The organism is Pseudomonas sp. EZ-C24 (genome assembly GCF_014525325.1).
GTDB classification, from domain to species: Bacteria; Pseudomonadota; Gammaproteobacteria; order Pseudomonadales; family Pseudomonadaceae; genus Aquipseudomonas; species Aquipseudomonas shirazensis.
In genome coordinates, this window is the sequence record NZ_JACDIU010000030.1 from 48,240 (window position 1) to 65,914 (window position 17,675).

At 62.4% G+C, this 17,675-nt stretch carries 13 protein-coding genes and 1 tRNA gene; 13 read left to right on the forward strand and 1 reads right to left on the reverse strand.

Translation table 11 applies throughout. The features are described 5' to 3' along the window. Positions 1-42: 42 nt before the first annotated feature. The 3 genes from rpoD to IDM28_RS20695 all read left to right on the forward strand — a co-directional run bounded on the left by rpoD (position 43) and on the right by IDM28_RS20695 (position 5,912). Complete coding sequence (gene rpoD / locus IDM28_RS20685; protein WP_101322402.1) at positions 43-1,893, forward strand: RNA polymerase sigma factor RpoD; 1,851 nt, start codon at positions 43-45, stop codon at positions 1,891-1,893. 183 nt (positions 1,894-2,076) lie between these two features. Continuing rightward, positions 2,077-5,814 carry a bifunctional diguanylate cyclase/phosphodiesterase gene (locus IDM28_RS20690; RefSeq protein WP_150572895.1) on the forward strand — a complete coding sequence of 1,246 codons (3,738 nt, stop codon included), beginning with the start codon at positions 2,077-2,079 and terminating at the stop codon, positions 5,812-5,814. A 21-nt stretch (positions 5,815-5,835) separates the two neighbouring features. Next, positions 5,836-5,912 (forward strand) — tRNA-Ile (locus IDM28_RS20695). A gap of 194 nt (positions 5,913-6,106) precedes the next feature. Here the strand turns inward: IDM28_RS20695 and IDM28_RS20700 are convergent. Further along, positions 6,107-6,790: a hypothetical protein gene (locus IDM28_RS20700; RefSeq protein ID WP_150571164.1), complete on the reverse strand. Its 684-nt coding sequence runs from the start codon at positions 6,788-6,790 to the stop codon at positions 6,107-6,109. 204 nt (positions 6,791-6,994) lie between these two features. Between IDM28_RS20700 and IDM28_RS20705 the strand changes: the two genes are divergently transcribed. The 10 genes from IDM28_RS20705 to IDM28_RS20750 all read left to right on the forward strand — a co-directional run bounded on the left by IDM28_RS20705 (position 6,995) and on the right by IDM28_RS20750 (position 17,671). Beyond that, positions 6,995-7,456 (forward strand): Lrp/AsnC family transcriptional regulator, encoded by a 462-nt coding sequence (locus IDM28_RS20705; RefSeq protein ID WP_101322405.1) that lies wholly within the window; start codon positions 6,995-6,997, stop codon positions 7,454-7,456. Positions 7,457-7,629: 173 nt separating this feature from the next. After that, complete coding sequence (locus tag IDM28_RS20710; RefSeq protein WP_101322406.1) at positions 7,630-9,309, forward strand: flavin monoamine oxidase family protein; 1,680 nt, start codon at positions 7,630-7,632, stop codon at positions 9,307-9,309. 12 nt (positions 9,310-9,321) lie between these two features. After that, positions 9,322-10,110, forward strand: coding sequence for a carbon-nitrogen hydrolase family protein (locus tag IDM28_RS20715; protein WP_188036783.1), 789 nt, complete (start codon positions 9,322-9,324; stop codon positions 10,108-10,110). A 41-nt stretch (positions 10,111-10,151) separates the two neighbouring features. Next, positions 10,152-12,476: a pyrroloquinoline quinone biosynthesis protein PqqF gene (pqqF, locus tag IDM28_RS20720; RefSeq protein WP_188036784.1), complete on the forward strand. Its 2,325-nt coding sequence runs from the start codon at positions 10,152-10,154 to the stop codon at positions 12,474-12,476. Between the two features lie 165 nt (positions 12,477-12,641). After that, positions 12,642-12,713: a pyrroloquinoline quinone precursor peptide PqqA gene (pqqA, locus tag IDM28_RS20725; RefSeq protein WP_003243383.1), complete on the forward strand. Its 72-nt coding sequence runs from the start codon at positions 12,642-12,644 to the stop codon at positions 12,711-12,713. Positions 12,714-12,792: 79 nt separating this feature from the next. Beyond that, positions 12,793-13,704 (forward strand): pyrroloquinoline quinone biosynthesis protein PqqB, encoded by a 912-nt coding sequence (gene pqqB / locus IDM28_RS20730; protein WP_188036785.1) that lies wholly within the window; start codon positions 12,793-12,795, stop codon positions 13,702-13,704. 9 nt (positions 13,705-13,713) lie between these two features. After that, positions 13,714-14,469 (forward strand): pyrroloquinoline-quinone synthase PqqC, encoded by a 756-nt coding sequence (pqqC, locus tag IDM28_RS20735; RefSeq protein WP_101322410.1) that lies wholly within the window; start codon positions 13,714-13,716, stop codon positions 14,467-14,469. Further along, the gene (pqqD, locus tag IDM28_RS20740) at positions 14,466-14,741 is read left to right on the forward strand and encodes a pyrroloquinoline quinone biosynthesis peptide chaperone PqqD (RefSeq protein ID WP_101322411.1); all 276 of its coding nucleotides are present in this window, start codon (positions 14,466-14,468) and stop codon (positions 14,739-14,741) included. The genes pqqC and pqqD overlap by 4 nt, the downstream gene beginning before the upstream one ends. Beyond that, positions 14,713-15,873, forward strand: a complete 1,161-nt coding sequence (gene pqqE / locus IDM28_RS20745) for a pyrroloquinoline quinone biosynthesis protein PqqE (protein ID WP_150572901.1) — start codon at positions 14,713-14,715, stop codon at positions 15,871-15,873. Before pqqD ends, pqqE begins: the two co-directional genes overlap by 29 nt. Further along, on the forward strand, positions 15,839-17,671 hold the full coding sequence (locus IDM28_RS20750; RefSeq protein WP_188036786.1) for an alpha/beta hydrolase family protein: 1,833 nt from the start codon (positions 15,839-15,841) through the stop codon (positions 17,669-17,671). Before pqqE ends, IDM28_RS20750 begins: the two co-directional genes overlap by 35 nt. The last annotated feature ends 4 nt before the right edge of the window (positions 17,672-17,675 follow it).

A 17,675-nucleotide genomic window follows, 5' to 3' on the forward strand; every position in this document is an offset into this window, starting at 1 on the left:
CTTGTTTTTTTGCCCGCCAAGACCTTCAGTGGATAGGGTGTTATGTCCGGAAAAGCGCAACAGCAATCTCGTATCAAAGAGTTGATCACCCGCGGTCGTGAGCAGGGCTACCTGACTTACGCGGAGGTCAACGACCATCTGCCTGAGGATATTTCAGATCCAGAGCAGGTGGAAGACATCATCCGCATGATCAACGACATGGGGATCAACGTATTCGAGACTGCTCCGGATGCGGATGCCCTGTTGTTGGCGGAAGCCGACACTGATGAGGCCGCAGCCGAAGAAGCCGCCGCAGCACTGGCTGCTGTCGAGACCGATATCGGCCGCACGACCGACCCGGTGCGCATGTACATGCGCGAAATGGGTACTGTCGAGCTGCTGACCCGCGAAGGCGAGATCGAAATCGCCAAGCGGATCGAGGAAGGCATTCGTGAGGTCATGGGGGCTATCTCCCATTTCCCGGGTACTGTCGACTACATCCTCGGCGAATACACCCGCGTCACCACCGAAGGTGGTCGCCTGTCCGACGTATTCAGCGGTTACATCGACCCTGATGACAATATCGCCACGCCGTCCGAAGAAGCCCCGCAGCTAGGCGCCAAAAACGCCGCTGCAGCCAAGGACGACGAGGAAGAGGACGAAGAGAAAGACGACAGCGAGGAAGAGGAAGAGACCGAAAGCGGTCCCGACCCAGTTCTCGCCCAGCAGCGCTTCGGCGCCGTGTCCGATCAGCTCGCGATTACCCTCAAAGTGCTCAAGAAGCACGGCCGCAGCCATGCCGAAAGCATTGGCGCGATGCAGGTTCTGGCCGAGCTGTTCATGCCGATCAAGCTGGTGCCCAAGCAGTTCGAGGTGCTCGTCGAGCGCGTTCGTGGTGCCTTGGACCGTCTGCGTCAGCAAGAACGCGCAATCATGCAGCTGTGCGTACGTGATGCGCGCATGCCGCGTGCCGACTTCCTGCGCCTGTTCCCGGGCAACGAAGTCGACCAGACCTGGAGCGGTGACCTCTCCAAGCGCAGCACCAAGTGGGCTGCAGCGCTGGGCGAAAAGAACGATGCCATCGTCGCCTGCCAGCAGAAGCTGGTAGACCTTGAAAACGAAACCGGTCTGACCGTTGCCGAAATCAAGGACATCAACCGTCGCATGTCGATCGGCGAGGCCAAGGCCCGTCGCGCCAAGAAAGAGATGGTCGAGGCCAACCTGCGTCTGGTGATTTCGATCGCCAAGAAGTACACCAACCGTGGCCTGCAATTCCTCGATCTGATCCAGGAAGGCAACATCGGCTTGATGAAGGCGGTCGACAAGTTCGAATACCGTCGTGGTTACAAGTTCTCGACGTACGCCACCTGGTGGATTCGTCAGGCCATCACCCGCTCGATCGCCGACCAGGCACGCACCATCCGTATTCCGGTGCATATGATCGAGACGATCAACAAGCTCAACCGTATTTCCCGGCAGATGCTGCAGGAAATGGGTCGCGAACCGACCCCGGAAGAGCTTGGCGAGCGTATGGAGATGCCTGAGGACAAGATCCGCAAGGTGCTGAAAATCGCCAAAGAGCCAATCTCCATGGAGACGCCGATTGGTGATGACGAAGATTCGCACCTGGGTGACTTCATCGAAGACTCGACCATGCAGTCGCCAATCGATGTAGCTACCGTCGAGAGCCTCAAGGAAGCGACTCGTGATGTTCTGGGCGGCCTGACCGCACGCGAAGCCAAAGTGCTGCGCATGCGTTTCGGTATCGACATGAACACCGACCACACCCTTGAAGAGGTCGGCAAACAATTCGACGTAACCCGTGAGCGGATTCGTCAGATTGAAGCCAAGGCGCTGCGCAAGTTGCGCCACCCGACCAGAAGCGAGCATCTACGCTCCTTCCTCGACGAGTGATGACAAACCCCGGCCCAGGCCGGGGTTTTTCTTGGCCATCGAAAAAGTGCCAGCACTGACCGCGCAGTTGTCGGGGCAATCCCGCCAGCTGTTGAATTCCTGCCGAAGTTAATCGTCTTACCCTCACACCCCGCAGCAATGCACGGCTACACTCGAATTCAGACTATCTGCCTAGAGGCTGCTATGCCGAAAATGCCGGCCCTACTGTTGCTGATCCTGTTTTACTGGAGCGCAACGGCCGGCGCCCTGACCCTGACCGAAGACGAGCAAGCCTGGCTCAGCGCCCATCCACAGCTGCGCCTGGGCGTGGACGCATCCTGGCCCCCGTTCGAGTTTCGCGATCAGGAGGGCCTCTACCAGGGACTGGCCGCCGATTACATCAATGTGATCCAGGAACGTCTTGGCGTCACCCTCAAGCCGACCGAGCCAAAAACCTGGAGCGAGGTGCTTGAGCTTGCCCGCAACAATCAACTCGATCTGCTGCCGGGCGTGATGTCGACCCCGGAACGGCAGAACTACCTGTCCTTCACCCGCCCATACCTGGACTTCCCGATCGTTATTCTGGCCCATGAGGGCGGTCGCCAACCGCGCACCCTCAAGGATCTGTACGGGCTGAAGATCGCGGTGGTGGAAAACTACGCGCCCCATGAACTGCTGCGCACCCACCACCCCGACCTCAATCTGGTTGCCCTGCCCAATGTCAGCTCGGCCCTGCAAGCCTTGGCGACCGACGAAGTGGACGCCGTGGTCGGTGACCTTGCTTCAAGCATCTGGAGCCTGCGCGAGCTCAAGCTCGATGGCCTCTACGTCAGCGGCGAAACACCCTACCGCTACCAGTTGGCAATGGGCGTACCCCGGGACAACAAGCAACTGGTGGCCATCCTCGACAAAGTCATCGCCGATATGAGCAGCGATGAAGTCAATGACATCCAGCAGCGCTGGGTCGGCAACGTCGTCGATCAGCGCAGCTTCTGGCACGACATGCTGCTCTATGGCCTGCCGACAGTTGTTCTGCTGATGCTGGTTCTCGCTGCCGTCATCCGCATCAATCGCCGGCTCAGCTCGGAAATATCCCGGCGCATAGCGCTTGAACAGGAACTGCGCAGCAGCGAATACCATTACCGCAGCCTGGTCGAAAGCCTGTCGGCGGTCGCATGGGAAGCCGACGCCAACGATTTCACCTACAGCTACGTCTCGCCCCACGCCGAAGACCTGCTCGGTTACAGCCTGGGAGACTGGCTCAGACCCGGTTTCTGGAGCAGCATCGTGCATCCCGAGGACGCGCTCTGGGCCAAGGCTTACTGCGACAGCGAAACTGCCGCCGGCCGCGATCACAGCCTCGACTACCGCGTGATCCGCGCCGATGGCCATACGCTGTGGGTGCGCGATATCGTCAGCATGATCGAGCAGGGCCAGCGCTCGGTGATGCGCGGCCTGATGATCGATATCAGCGAGACCAAGCGTACCGAGCACGCCTTGCGTCTGTCCGAGCAGAAGTTTGCTTCGGTGTTCCAGCAATGCCCGGATATCCTCCTGATTGCTCGGCACAGCGATGGCTGCCTGCTTGAGGTCAACGAAGCATTCGAGGAGCAGATCGGCCTCGGCCCCAATCAGGTAATCGGCCGCACCGCTACCGAGCTTGGTCTGTGGGGCGTCAGCGGCAGCGGCCCGAGCGTACTGGAACGCTTGCACCTGGGCGGTATTCGCAATCTCGAGATGAGCTTCCGGCGCAGCAACGGCGAGTTGTTCACCGGCCTCACCTCGGCGGAGACCTTCGACCTCGACGGCACCCCGGCGCTGGTCGTGGCCGTACGCGACATCAGCCAGCTGAAGGAAACCCAGCAGCGCCTGCAGATCTCCGAAGAGAAATTCGCCAAGGCCTTCCACGCCTCGCCCGACGGCTTGCTGCTGTCCAGGCAGAGCGACGGCCTCCTGCTCGAGGTCAACGAAGGCTTCTGCCGCCTGACCGGCTACAACCTTGACCCGCGCCTTGACCAAACCTCGCTGGACCTGGGCATCTGGGTCGACCTCAACGAACGCAAGCTGCTGCTGAGCAAACTCAAGAAAGACGGCTTCGTGCGTGATTTCAGCTGCCACATTCGCCGCAGCGATGGTCAGATTCGCCTCTGTGAGCTGTCCGCCAGACCGCTGCCGATTGCCGGCGCCGACTGCATGCTGACTATCGCCCGCGACATCACCGAACGCCATCTCATGCAGGAAAAACTGCAACTGGCCGCCACTGTGTTTGAAAACACTGCCGAAGGTGTGTTGATCACCGACACCGATCAGCGCATCACTGCGGTCAACCGGGCATTCAGCGAGATCACCGGTTACAGCGAGATCGAAGCCCTCGGTCAGACCCCGCGCCTGCTCGCCTCTGGCCAGCATGACAGCGCCTTCTACGTTGCCATGTGGCACCAGCTGACTGCCGAAGGCCACTGGCAAGGCGAGATCTTCAACAAGCGCAAGAACAGCGACCTGTACCCGAGTTGGCTGACCATCAGCGCGGTGCGTAACAGCGAGCGCGAGATCACTCACTTCGTGGCGGTGTTTGCCGACATCTCCAGCCTCAAGCACGCCCAGGCCAAACTGGATTACCAGGCGCATCACGACCCACTGACCGGCCTGCCCAACCGCGCCCTGTTCGAAAACCGCCTGCATGCCGCGCTGCAGTGCTCGCAGGTGTCCAACCGCCAGGGCGCGGTGCTGTTCCTCGACCTCGATCGCTTCAAGCACATCAACGACAGCCTCGGCCACCCGGTTGGTGACCTGCTGCTCAAGGGCATTGCCCAGCGCCTCAAGGAACAGGTGCGCGACGTCGACACCGTGGCCCGCCTGGGCGGTGACGAATTCATCATTCTGCTGCCTGGTCTGCATAAGCCAAGTGACGCCAGTGCCATCGCCAACAAACTGCTGGCCTGCTTCAGCGCGCCGTTCCAGGCCGGCGAACACGAGTTCTTCACCAGCGCCAGTATCGGCATCAGCCTCTACCCACAAGACGGCAGCGACGTCGCCAGCCTGATCCGCAACGCCGACGCTGCGATGTACCGCTCCAAGGCCAAAGGCCGCAACCGGGTCGAAGCCTACACCCGTGACCTCACGGCCCAGGCCAGCGTGCGCGTGGCCCTGGAAAACGAACTGCGCCGCGCCATCGATCGCAACGAGCTGAGCCTGTGCTACCAGCCCAAGCTCAGCCTCAAGACACAAAACCTGGTCGGCGCCGAAGCCCTGATCCGCTGGAACCACCCAACCTTCGGCGACGTTTCCCCAGAGCATTTCATCCACCTCGCTGAAGAGAACGGCACCATCCTCCAGCTTGGCGACTGGGTACTGGAACAAGCCTGCCGGCAGATGCACCAGTGGCAAAAGCGCTATCAGCCGTTCGGCCCGCTGTCGATCAACCTCGCCGGCGCGCAGATGCGCCAGCCCCACCTGGCCAAGCGCATCGAGCAACTGCTCAAGACCTACCAGCTCAAGGCCGGCGACCTGCAGCTGGAGATCACCGAAAACTTCATCATGAGCCAGGCCGAAGAAGCGCTCAGCGTGCTCCATCAGCTCAAGCAGCTCGGCGTGCAACTGGCGATCGACGACTTCGGCACCGGCTATTCATCCCTGAGCTACCTCAAGCGCCTGCCGCTGGACATCCTCAAGATCGACCAGTCGTTCATCCGCGGCCTGCCCGACGACCCGCACGACGCTGCGATCACTCGCGCGATCATCGCCCTCGGCCGGAGCATGCAGCTGACCATCATTGCCGAAGGGGTAGAGAACCAGGCGCAGCAGCATTTCCTCACCGCTGAGGGCTGTGAGCAGATCCAGGGCTACATCGTCAGCTTGCCGCTGCCGCCGGAAGAATTCGCTGCAGGCTTCCTGCGTTTAGCACTATCGGATCTTTCGGATGGCACCCATTCAAAACCCTAGCTATAATCCCCGCCACCTCTGGGGCCTATAGCTCAGTTGGTTAGAGCAGAGGACTCATAATCCTTTGGTCCACGGTTCAAGTCCGTGTGGGCCCACCAAATTGAAAGCCGCGCATTGCGCGGCTTTTTTCGTTTCTGAAATATCACTTACGGCCACGCAGCCGCTTCAGCCAGCACCAGGAAAGAGCAGTCCTCATTGCTAACCGTCGGACCAGCCCGCGCCAATGGCTACTTTGAGCCGAATAGCGTTTTTAATCGGCTCATTCTTGAAAACAGCACGCGTCAGGTGAAATCTACAAATCCCGCAACAACAGCGTCTTGCCCACATTACGCAGCACCTGGCTGTACTGCCGGCGCCAGTTATCGCGCCAGAACGCCGCATCGGCGGCGGTGCCGTCGGTGGAGCGGGCGCGGACGATATCGCTGGCGGCGACTTCTTCGGGTTGTTGCTGGCTCAACATGGGGAAGGCCATGTAACCGCGATAGTGCTGCGCCAAGACCTTGTCCAGAGCAGTGCCCGCGTAACCGCCTTGCTCCAACAGGCGCTGACAGCCGCGGTTCGACAGCAGATAAGCATGGCTGCCGCGGGCACGCACCCGGGCGATGCCACGGCGCCAAGTCAACCAGACCTTGCCCAGGTTTGCGCCCAGGTAGAACAGCTCTGGATCGGCGCTCTGCAGAAAGCGGTTGACCTGCTCGACCTGAAACGGCTCGAACGCTACCAGCGTGGCGTCGTCCTCGAGAATCAACACGCGCCGACAGCCGCGCTCCAAGGCAATGCGCGCGCATTGAACATGGGAATCGAAACAGCCCCGTTCAGGGCTGTGCTGATCGCGCTCGACCAGCACATATTCGATCTTCAGCCCGCTGTCTGCGAACTCGTGTTGCAGCAGCAGGCGGCGATCGGCGCGTTCGCGCAAGCTGATGCAAAAAACGCTATCGACCTGCAGCTGTGTAAGGTCCTTGGATCTGGTCATCCTTCCCATCTCTGGAACTGCGTAAAGACTTCAAGGGTTATTGCCAGGCATAACGTCCCGGTTGGCCTGACACCCACTGGCGTGTGAACTGCGATTGATTTCAAAAGTATAGATCAACTGCGCCAGTCTGCCCGCGACTGTGCCGCAGTGGGTTTATCTGCGTTATAAGTGTCGTCACTCAAGTTCCAGCTGCAGAGAGCCGACATGTCGCAACCGCGTCAAATCATCCTCGACGAAATCGATCGCCAGCTGATCGCCCTGCTTCAGATCAACGCCCGCGAAAGCGTCGCCAACCTCGCCCGGCAGCTGGGCATCGCCCGCACCACGGTCAATTCACGCCTGGAGCGCCTGGAAAACAGCAAAGTCATCGCCGGCTACGGCGTACGCTTGGGCCAGCGCCTGATCGGCGGTGGGCTGCAAGCTTATGTCGGGATCAAGGTCCAACCGCGCGCGGGCAAGGAGGTGGTGCGGCGGATGACGGCCATGGGCCAGGTGCAACAGCTGTGTGCCGTGAGTGGCGAGTTCGACTACGTGGCGTGGCTGCACAGCGAATCGCCGGAACAGCTGGACCAGTTGCTCGACCAGATCGGCAGCCTGGACGGTGTGGAAAAAACCACCACGTCGATCATCCTCAGCAGCAAGATAGACCGCGGCCAGCCGATCTGAAAGCCACTTAATGCCTTCGTCATAACGACGTCATTAGCCTCAAAGTGACGAAAAAAAGATTAAAACGACGCCAGCATGAGTCTTAATAACGAACTGCGCACACCCTAGAATGATCCCAGGCATTTTCTATACTCACGCTTCGCCCTCCGCGCAGCTCCTGGCAAGGTCATAACATGAACAACAATCGCCACCCCGCCGACGGCAAGAAACCAATCACGATTTTTGGCCCGGACTTCCCCTTCGCTTTCGACGACTGGCTGGAGCATCCGGCCGGTCTGGGCAGTATCCCGCTCGACCGCCAGGGCGAAGAGGTGGCGATTATCGGCGCCGGCATTGCGGGGTTGGTAGCGGCCTACGAGCTGATGAAGCTTGGCCTTAAACCAGTGGTGTATGAAGCGTCGAAAATGGGCGGCCGTCTGCGCTCGCAAGCCTTCAACGGCACCGACGGGATCATCGCCGAGCTGGGCGGCATGCGCTTTCCGGTGTCGTCGACGGCGTTCTACCATTACGTCGACAAGCTGGGCCTGGAGACCAAACCGTTTCCAAACCCGTTGACGCCAGCTTCGCCAAGTACCGTCATCGACCTCGAAGGCCAGACCTACTACGCCGAAAGCGCGGCGGATTTGCCAGCGCTGTTTCAGGAAGTAGCCGACGCCTGGGCCGACGCGCTGGAAAGCGGCGCGCGCTTTGGTGATATCCAGCAGGCCATTCGCGACCGCGATGTGCCGCGCCTCAAGGAGCTGTGGAACACCCTGGTACCGCTGTGGGACGACCGCACGTTCTATGACTTTGTCGCCACTTCCAAGGCCTTCGCCAAGCTCAGCTTCCAGCACCGCGAGGTGTTTGGTCAGGTTGGCTTCGGTACCGGCGGCTGGGACTCGGACTTCCCCAACTCGATGCTGGAAATCTTCCGCGTGGTAATGACCAACTGCGACGATCACCAGCACTTGATCGTCGGCGGTGTCGAGCAGGTGCCTCAAGGCATCTGGCGCCATGTGCCGGAGCGTTGCGCGCACTGGCCGGCAGGCACCAGCCTCAGCTCGCTGCATGGCGGCGCGCCGCGCACCGGGGTCAAACGGATTGCCCGTGCCAGCGATGGCCAACTGGCGGTCACCGATACCTGGGGCGGCTGCCGCCACTACGCCGCTGTGCTGACCACCTGCCAGAGCTGGCTGTTGACCACCCAGATCGACTGCGAAGAGTCGCTGTTCTCGCAGAAGATGTGGATGGCTCTGGACCGCACCCGCTACATGCAATCGTCGAAGACCTTCGTCATGGTTGATCGGCCGTTCTGGAAGGACAAGGACCCGGAAACCGGCCGCGATCTGATGAGCATGACCCTCACCGACCGCCTGACCCGTGGCACCTACCTGTTCGACAACGGCGACGACAAGCCGGGGGTGATCTGCCTGTCCTACGCGTGGATGAGCGACGCCCTGAAGATGCTCCCGCACCCGGTGGAAAAACGCGTGCAGCTGGCACTGGACGCCCTGCACCGAATCTACCCGAACACCGACATTGCCGGGCATATCATCGGCGACCCGATCACCATCTCATGGGAGGCCGACCCGTACTTCCTCGGCGCCTTCAAAGGTGCGCTGCCGGGCCACTACCGCTACAACCAGCGGATGTACGCGCACTTCATGCAGGACCACCTGCCGAGCGCGCAACGCGGCATCTTCATCGCCGGTGACGATGTGTCGTGGACCCCGGCCTGGGTCGAAGGCGCGGTGCAGACTTCGCTGAACGCGGTGTGGGGTATCATCAACCACTTCGGCGGCAAGACCCACCCGGACAACCCCGGCCCAGGCGACGTATTCGACGAGCTTGGGCCGATCGCCCTGCCCGACTGACCAGGAGGCGGCATGCACATCGCTCTGTTCCAAGGCCAGCCCGGCCCCCTCGACCTGGCTGGCAACCTCGAACGCCTGCAGCAGCAGGCGCACCAGGCAGCCGCCAGCGGCGCGCAGTTGCTGGTGTGCCCGGAGATGTTCCTGACCGGTTACAACATCGGCAGTGAACAGGTCAAGCAGCTGGCTGAAGAATCGGACGGGCCCTCGGCCATGGCCGTGGTCGAGATCGCCCAGGGGCTCGGGATTGCCATTGTCTATGGCTATCCCGAGCGCGGCGAAGACGGCGCCATCTACAACAGCGTGCAGTTGATCGACAGCCATGGCCGCAGCCTGGCCAACTACCGCAAGACGCACTTGTTCGGTGAGCTGGACCGGGCCATGTTCGATGCCGGCAGCAATCACTTCCCGGTGGTCGAGCTGAATGGGTGGAAGGTCGGCATGCTGATCTGCTACGACATCGAGTTTGCCGAGAACGCCCGGCGTCTGGCGCTGGATGGCGCCGAGCTGATCCTGGTGCCGACGGCGAACATGAAGCCATACGACTTCGTCTGCCAGGTGACGGTGCGTGCACGCGCCCAGGAAAACCAGTGCTACCTGGTCTACGCCAATTACTGTGGCGCGGAAGGCGATATCCATTATTGCGGGCAGAGCAGCATCATCGGCCCGGACGGTGCTGTGCTGGCGCTGGCTGGAGAAGATGAATGCCAGCTGCACGCGGAGCTGGACAGGCACCAGGTCGTGGCCGGGCGCCAGGCATTCCCGTACTTGCAGGACCTGCGGCGCGACCTGCACCAGCGCTGAGCGTGAATGCGCTAGCATGCGCACTCGCCCCTGGAGAATTCATGCCTGACGCCACTCGCCATCTGACCCTGGCCAACGGCCTGCACCTTACCTTGCGTCACGCGCCGCGCCTCAAGCGTGCGGCGGCGGCTTTGCGCGTGCATGCGGGCAGCCATGATGCAGCGACGCGCTGGCCTGGCTTGGCGCACTTTCTCGAGCACCTGTTTTTCCTCGGCACCGAGCGTTTCCCGCTGGAGGATGGCCTGATGCGCTACGTTCAGGGCGTTGGCGGCCAGGTCAACGCGAGCACCCGCGAACGCACCACTGACTTTTTCTTCGACGTGCCGCCCGCTGCACTGGCCGGTGGTCTCGAGCGCCTGTGCCAGATGCTCGCCGAGCCGGACCTGAGCCTAGTGCGGCAAGTCAGTGAACGCGAGGTGATCCACGCCGAGTTCATCGCCTGGTCGCGCAATCGTGAAGCGCAGGACCAGTTCACGCTGCTCCAGCGGCTAGCGGCGGGTCATCCGCTGCGCGCCTTTCATGCGGGCAACCGATACAGCCTGAACCTGCACAATCCGCAGTTTCAGCGCGAGCTCAGGGGCTTTCACCAACGCTTCTATCAGGGCGGGCAAATGGTCCTGAGCCTGTGCGGGCCGCAGTCGCTGGACCAGCTGCAAGCCATGGGAGAGCGCTACGCCAGCGTTTTCGCCAGCGGCCAGCGGGTGATTCAGGCACTGCCACCGGCTTTGAAAGAGCAACTGCTGGTGCCGCCAGCGCCCAAGCACGGCCAACTCGAGCTGCTGTTCGCCCACGATGGATTGCCGGCGGGTGCACAGCAGGCCATGGAATTGCTGCTGGGGTGCATCAGCGACAGCCGCGAAGGCACTTGGCTGGACGCACTGCGCCAACGCGGCTGGGTGCGTGAATGCCAGCCAAAACTGTTGTATGCCTTCGCCGGCCAGTTGCTCTGGACGATACGTCTGCGCTTGACCGACACCGCGCAGGTCGATGAGGTACGAGCGCTGCTGGAGGGCTGGTTGCAGTTCATCAGGCAAGCAGACTTCGACGCGTTGAACGCAGCCTATGCTCAGCTGCAACAGCGCCGGGCGATGTCCGCCAGCGCATTGGAGCTGGCGCAGCGAGACAGCCGTGAAAACCCGCTGCAAGCACTCGATGCGCAATCGCTCCAGGCCCTGCCTGCAGTATTGGATAGCCTGCCGCTGCAGGCATACGGAAGCTGGCAAATGCCGCCCGCCAATCCTCTGCTGCTCGCGAGCCTGCCCAACACGACGGCAGCGCTACCAGCCGCCCTGAGCATCAGCGCCTGCCTGCCCAGCTCGCGTCAATACGCCGCGCTGTATCTGCGCTGGAGGATCGCAACACCTCTGCGCCAGCGCCTGCACGCAGTGCTGGTCAACGCACTGCGGCCGCTCACCGAGCGCGCCGAGCAGGCCTCGCTACAGATGGACTTCAGTAGCAGCGGCGAGTACTGGCAGTTACGCTGCGCCGGGCTCCCCGCGGCCGTGGTGCGGCTGGTTGAAGAGGCGCTGGCAGTGTTGAACCAACCTGCTGCTGACTGCTGGCAAGCACCTGTAGCGGATGAACCTGCGTTGATTCCGATCAGGGCGCTGCTCAAGCGTTGGCCCGACGAGGTAGCGATTGCGCCCACCGCTCAGCCAGATACTGCCCGAGTGCTGGATCAGGCGATCCTCGACCAAGTCTGGCGGAGCACTCGCTGCCGAGGCCTGGCGGTCGGCTTCGGCGACCCGGAACTGGCAGCATTGGGCTCGGCACTCAGCCGCACCATGTGGGACGAGGCTGCCGACCAAGAGCAGTCGCTCGATGCCAGCACTGTGCCGGGCAAACGCTGGCTATATGCCGACGTAACAGGCAGCGAACACGCGCTGTTACTTTTCTGTCCGCTGCCGGCGCAGCTACAAGGCGCCGGACGGCTGCTTGCACAACTGCTGCAGGGCCCGGTGTACCAGCGCCTGCGGGTCGAACTGCAGTTGGGCTACGCAGTGTTCAGCGCCTTCCGCCAGACCGACGGCATCGGCGGCCTGCTGTTTGGCGTGCAATCGCCCCACGTCCGGCCGGAGCAGATCCTCGCACATCTGCTTGAGGTGTTCAGCGCAGGCGTGACTCTCGACAACGCCGCTCGGCAAGCTTTGGCTGATAGCTTTGACGAGGCAGCGATGCCCGACGCCGAGGTCGCGCAGTGGGCCTGGCAAAGCCAACTGGCCGGTGCAGCGGCCGATCTCGGGGGGCTGCAAGCAGCTATTCTGGACACCGATCAAGCCAGTCTGGACGCCTTGCTGACAGCCCTGATCACGGCCCAGCACGGCTGGCTATGCCTGGCCAACAGCCCAGCGCCTGACTCGCACTGACCGAGATTGTTACTCGCCACGCAACAACCCTTCTCGCAAAATGAACCTTCTGGTACATAATTATCTTGTAAGATAGCGCAACCTCAGCAAATGGAACCTCCTGCCTCAGGGGGTACCAAATAAGTAGCTGACAACCCTCAAGCCCCATCCCGAAGGAGTAATCCCATGTGGACCAAACCTGCTTACACTGATCTGCGTATCGGCTTTGAAGTGACCATGTACTTCGCCAACCGCTAAGCCTGGCTTGCGGTTAGACGCCTCGGTCCCGCCGGGGCGTTGTTGTTTTTGCCTACAGCATTTTGCATAGAGGGTGGCCATGTACGTCCAGATTCTTGGTTCAGCTGCCGGTGGCGGATTTCCGCAGTGGAACTGCAACTGCGTCAACTGCAAGGGTTTCAGGGATGGCTCGCTGCGCGCGCAGGCGCGTACCCAGTCATCGATTGCGCTGTCCGACGACGGCGAGCACTGGGTCCTGTGCAACGCTTCGCCAGATATCCGCGCGCAACTGCAGGCGTTTGCACCGATGCAGCCGGCCCGTGCACTGCGCGACAGCGGCATCGACGCGATCGTCCTGCTCGACAGTCAGATCGACCACACCACCGGCCTGCTCAGCCTGCGTGAAGGCTGCCCGCATCAAGTCTGGTGCACTGACATGGTCCATCAGGACCTGACCAGCGGTTTTCCGTTGTTCAACATGCTCAGCCACTGGAACGGCGGCCTGGCCTGGAACCGTATCGAACTCGAAGGCAGCTTCGTTATCCCTGCCTGCCCCAACCTCAAGTTCACCCCGTTCCCGCTGCGCAGCGCCGCGCCGCCGTATTCGCCGCACCGCTTCGACCCGCATCCAGGCGACAACCTCGGCCTGCTGGTCGAAGACCTGCGCACAGACGGCAAGCTGTTCTACGCCCCAGGTCTCGGTCAGGTCGACAACTCCCTGCTGGAAATGATGCAGGGTGCCGACTGCCTGCTGGTCGATGGCACGCTGTGGCGTGATGATGAAATGCAGCAGCGTGGCGTCGGTACCCGCACCGGTCGCGAGATGGGCCATCTGGCGCAGAGCGGCCCAGGCGGCATGCTTGAAGTGCTGGACGGTTTCGCCAGCCAGCGCAAGGTCCTTATCCACATCAACAACACCAACCCGATCCTCGATGAAGACTCACCCGAGCGCGCCGAAGTCGAACGCCGCGGCGTCGAAGTCGCCTACGACGGCATGAGCATCGAGCTGTAGGAGCCGCACATGAGCGACGCAACGCCGATGTCGCCTGCCGAATTCGAGCAGGCTCTGCGCGCCAAGGGCGCCTACTACCACATCCATCACCCCTATCACGTGGCGATGTATGACGGCCGCGCCAGCCGCGAGCAGATCCAGGGCTGGGTCGCCAATCGTTTTTACTATCAGGTGAATATTCCACTGAAGGACGCCGCGATCCTCGCCAACTGCCCGGATCGAGAGATTCGCCGCGAGTGGATCCAGCGCCTGCTCGACCACGACGGTGCGCCCGGTGAAGACGGTGGCATCGAAGCCTGGCTGCGCTTGGGTCAGGCGGTTGGCCTGGACCCGGAGCAACTGCGCTCGCAAGAGCTGGTGCTGCCCGGCGTGCGCTTCGCGGTCGACGCCTACGTCAACTTCGCCCGCCGCGCCAGCTGGCAGGAAGCCGCCAGCAGCTCGTTGACCGAGCTGTTCGCGCCGCAGATTCACCAGTCGCGGCTGGACAGCTGGCCACAGCATTACCCGTGGATCGATCCGGCTGGCTACGAGTACTTCCGCACCCGTCTTGGTCAAGCCCGGCGCGACGTTGAGCACGGCCTGGCGATCACCTTGCAGCACTACACCACCCGCGCCAGCCAGGAGCGCATGCTGGAAATCCTTCAGTTCAAGCTGGATATTCTCTGGAGCATGCTCGACGCCATGAGCATGGCCTATGAGCTGGACCGCCCTCCCTACCACTCCGTCACCCGCGAGCGGGTCTGGCACAAGGGGATCACACTATGAGTCTTGACCGTCAACAGGTGCCCAGCTGGCGCCCAGGCTACCGCTACCAGTATGAGCCGGCGCAGCAAGGCCACGTCTTGCTGTACCCGGAGGGCATGATCAAACTCAACGAAAGTGCCGCGCTGATTGGCGGCCTGATCGATGGCCAGCGCTCGGTCGCGGTGATCATCGCCGAGCTTTCCCAGCAGTTCCCCGATGTGCCCGAGGTCGCTGACGACATCGAGCAATTCATGGAGGTGGCCCGTGCCGAACACTGGATCGTCCTCGCCTGAAACAGCCGGCAAAGCCGGCGTCGGCCTGCCGCTGTGGCTGCTCGCCGAGCTGACCTACCGCTGCCCGCTGCAATGCCCGTACTGCTCCAATCCGCTCGATTTTGCCGAGCAAGGCCAGGAGCTGACCACGGCACAGTGGTTCAAGGTCATGGCCGAAGCGCGCGAGATGGGCGCGGCACAGTTGGGCTTTTCTGGCGGCGAGCCGCTGGTGCGCCAGGACCTTGCCGAGCTGATCGGCGAGGCCCGCCGGCTGGGCTTCTACACCAACCTGATCACCTCCGGCATCGGCCTTACCGAAAAGCGCATCGCCGAGTTCAAGACCGCCGGGCTGGATCACATCCAGATCAGCTTCCAGGCCAGTGACGAGCAGGTCAACAACCTGCTCGCCGGCTCGAAAAAAGCCTTCGCGCAAAAGCTCGAAATGGCCCGCGCCGTCAAAGCCCACGGTTACCCGATGGTGCTCAACTTCGTCACCCACCGGCACAATATCGACAAGATCGACCGTATCATCGAGCTGTGCGTGGCGCTTGAGGCCGACTTCGTCGAGCTTGCCACCTGCCAGTTCTATGGCTGGGCGCAGCACAACCGCGCCGGGCTGTTGCCAACCCGTGCGCAGCTGGAGCGGGCCGAACGCATCACCAACGAGTACCGCGAGCGGCTCAAGGCAGCTGGCAACCCATGCAAGCTGATTTTCGTCACCCCTGACTACTATGAAGAGCGACCCAAGGGCTGCATGAATGGCTGGGGCAGTATCTTCCTTACCGTCACCCCCGACGGCACCGCACTGCCCTGCCATGGCGCGCGGCAGTTGCCGGTGCAGTTCCCCAATGTGCGCGAGCACGACCTTCGGCACATCTGGTATGACTCGTTCGGCTTCAACCGCTACCGCGGCTTCGACTGGATGCCCGAACCCTGCCGCTCGTGCGACGAGAAGGAAAAGGACTTCGGCGGCTGCCGCTGCCAGGCGTTCATGCTTACCGGCGATGCCAGCAACGCCGATCCAGTGTGCGCCAAGTCGGCCGAGCATGGCATCATCCTCCAGGCACGTGAGGAAGCCGAGCACGCCCATCAGGCCATCGAAGAGCTGACATTCCGCAATGAACGAAACTCCCGAGTCATCGCCCGCGGCTGAGTTCAGCGCCGCCCAGGCCGTCGCCGCCGGCACCGACTTCGCCGACCTCAAGGTCGGCGCGGCCGGGCTGTTCTGGAACGAATTCCGCCCTGCCGACGGCGCTTGCCGCCTGTGGCACTGGCGCGAGCAGCAAGCCCATTGCCTGACGCCGGACGGTTTCAGCGCACGCAGCCGTGTCTACGAATACGGCGGCGGCAGCTTCTGCCTGGGCGAGGAGGTGCTGGTATTCGTCAACGAGTCCGATCAGCAGATCTACCTGCAAGGCCTCGATGGCTCTGCGCCACGCGCCCTGACCGCTGCCGCCGACTGCCGCTATGGCGATGTGCTGTGGCATGCCGGCGCAGTGCTCGCTGTCGAAGAGCAGCACGCTGACAGCGTTGTGCACCGCTTGGTCTGCTTCGCCGATGAGGGCCGTCAAGTGCTGGCCGAGGGCGCCGACTTCTATTCGGCACCGACCCTGAGCGAAGACGGCCAGCGCCTGGCCTGGATCGAATGGGACCGCCCGGCACAGCCCTGGACCCGCACTCGATTGATGTGTCGCCAGCGCGACAGACACGGCGAGTGGACTGCCGCGCTATGCCTGGCCGGCGATATCGACCCAGAGCAGTCCTTGCAGCAACCCCGCTTCGACGGGCAAGGCAGGCTGTATTGCCTGTCTGATCGCAACGGTTTCTGGCAGCCATGGGGCGAGATCGAGGGCGATTGGAAAGCACTACCAGCAGTCGCCGCCGACCACGCCGCCGCGCCCTGGCAACTGGGTGCCAGCAGTTGGCTGGCAATCACACCTGATAGCTATCTGGCCAGCTGGTTCGAAGACGGTTTTGCCCAGCTTGGCCTGCACAGCGGTGATCAGGTTCAGCGCTTCGCCAGCGAGTACACCCGCTTTCGCAGTCTGGCTCTGGACGACCGCCATATCTACGCCATCGCCGCCTCGCCGATCAGCCCAGCCGCAGTCATCGCCATCGAGCGTGTCAGCGGCCAGACCAGCGTGCTTAGCGGCGGTGGCCTGCCGCTGCCCGCCGAGCGGATCAGTCGCCCGCAGCCGATCCGCTATCCCAGCGGCGACGCCCATGCCCATGGCTTCTTCTACCCGGCGGCCAACCAGCCGCAGAGCGCCGCGCCGCTGGTGCTGTTCATCCACGGCGGGCCGACCTCGGCCTGCTACCCGGTACTCGACCCGCGCATCCAGTACTGGACCCAACGCGGCTTTGCCGTGGCCGACCTCAACTACCGCGGCAGCAGCGGTTATGGCCGCGCCTATCGGCAAGCGCTGCACTTGCGCTGGGGCGAAGTCGACGTCGAAGACGCCTGCGCTGCAGTCTGTTACCTGGCGGGGCTGGGCCTGATCGACCCGCAGCAAGCGTTCATTCGCGGCGGCAGTGCTGGCGGCTACACCACCCTGTGCGCGCTGGCATTCGCCGATGTATTTCGCGCCGGCGCCAGCCTCTATGGCGTCAGCGACCCGCTGGCGCTGGCACGGGCGACGCATAAGTTCGAAGGGGATTATCTGGACTGGCTGATTGGCGATCCTGAACGAGACGCCGAGCGCTACCGCCAACGCACACCGCTGCTGCATGCCGAGCAAATCAAGGTGCCGATGATCTTCTTCCAGGGCGAGCTGGATGCCGTGGTGGTGCCCGAGCAGACTCGCGCCATGCTGGCGGCGCTGAAAGCTAACGGGATCGAGGCTGAAGGGCATTTTTATGCCGGTGAGCGGCACGGTTTCCGCAAGGCCGAGAACCTTGCGCATGCACTCGAGGAAGAATGGAAGTTCTATTGCCGGGTACTCGACCGTTGAGCCG

Bases quoted from the DNA above. Each gene is read 5' to 3' on its own strand.
- rpoD (WP_101322402.1), top strand. From the start codon at position 43: ATGTCCGGAAAAGCGCAACAGCAATCTCGTATCAAAGAGTTGATCACC.
- IDM28_RS20690 (WP_150572895.1), top strand. From the start codon at position 2,077: ATGCCGAAAATGCCGGCCCTACTGTTGCTGATCCTGTTTTACTGGAGC.
- IDM28_RS20700 (WP_150571164.1), bottom strand. From the start codon at position 6,790: ATGACCAGATCCAAGGACCTTACACAGCTGCAGGTCGATAGCGTTTTT.
- IDM28_RS20705 (WP_101322405.1), top strand. From the start codon at position 6,995: ATGTCGCAACCGCGTCAAATCATCCTCGACGAAATCGATCGCCAGCTG.
- IDM28_RS20710 (WP_101322406.1), top strand. From the start codon at position 7,630: ATGAACAACAATCGCCACCCCGCCGACGGCAAGAAACCAATCACGATT.
- IDM28_RS20715 (WP_188036783.1), top strand. From the start codon at position 9,322: ATGCACATCGCTCTGTTCCAAGGCCAGCCCGGCCCCCTCGACCTGGCT.
- pqqF (WP_188036784.1), top strand. From the start codon at position 10,152: ATGCCTGACGCCACTCGCCATCTGACCCTGGCCAACGGCCTGCACCTT.
- pqqB (WP_188036785.1), top strand. From the start codon at position 12,793: ATGTACGTCCAGATTCTTGGTTCAGCTGCCGGTGGCGGATTTCCGCAG.
- pqqC (WP_101322410.1), top strand. From the start codon at position 13,714: ATGAGCGACGCAACGCCGATGTCGCCTGCCGAATTCGAGCAGGCTCTG.
- pqqD (WP_101322411.1), top strand. From the start codon at position 14,466: ATGAGTCTTGACCGTCAACAGGTGCCCAGCTGGCGCCCAGGCTACCGC.
- IDM28_RS20750 (WP_188036786.1), top strand. From the start codon at position 15,839: ATGAACGAAACTCCCGAGTCATCGCCCGCGGCTGAGTTCAGCGCCGCC.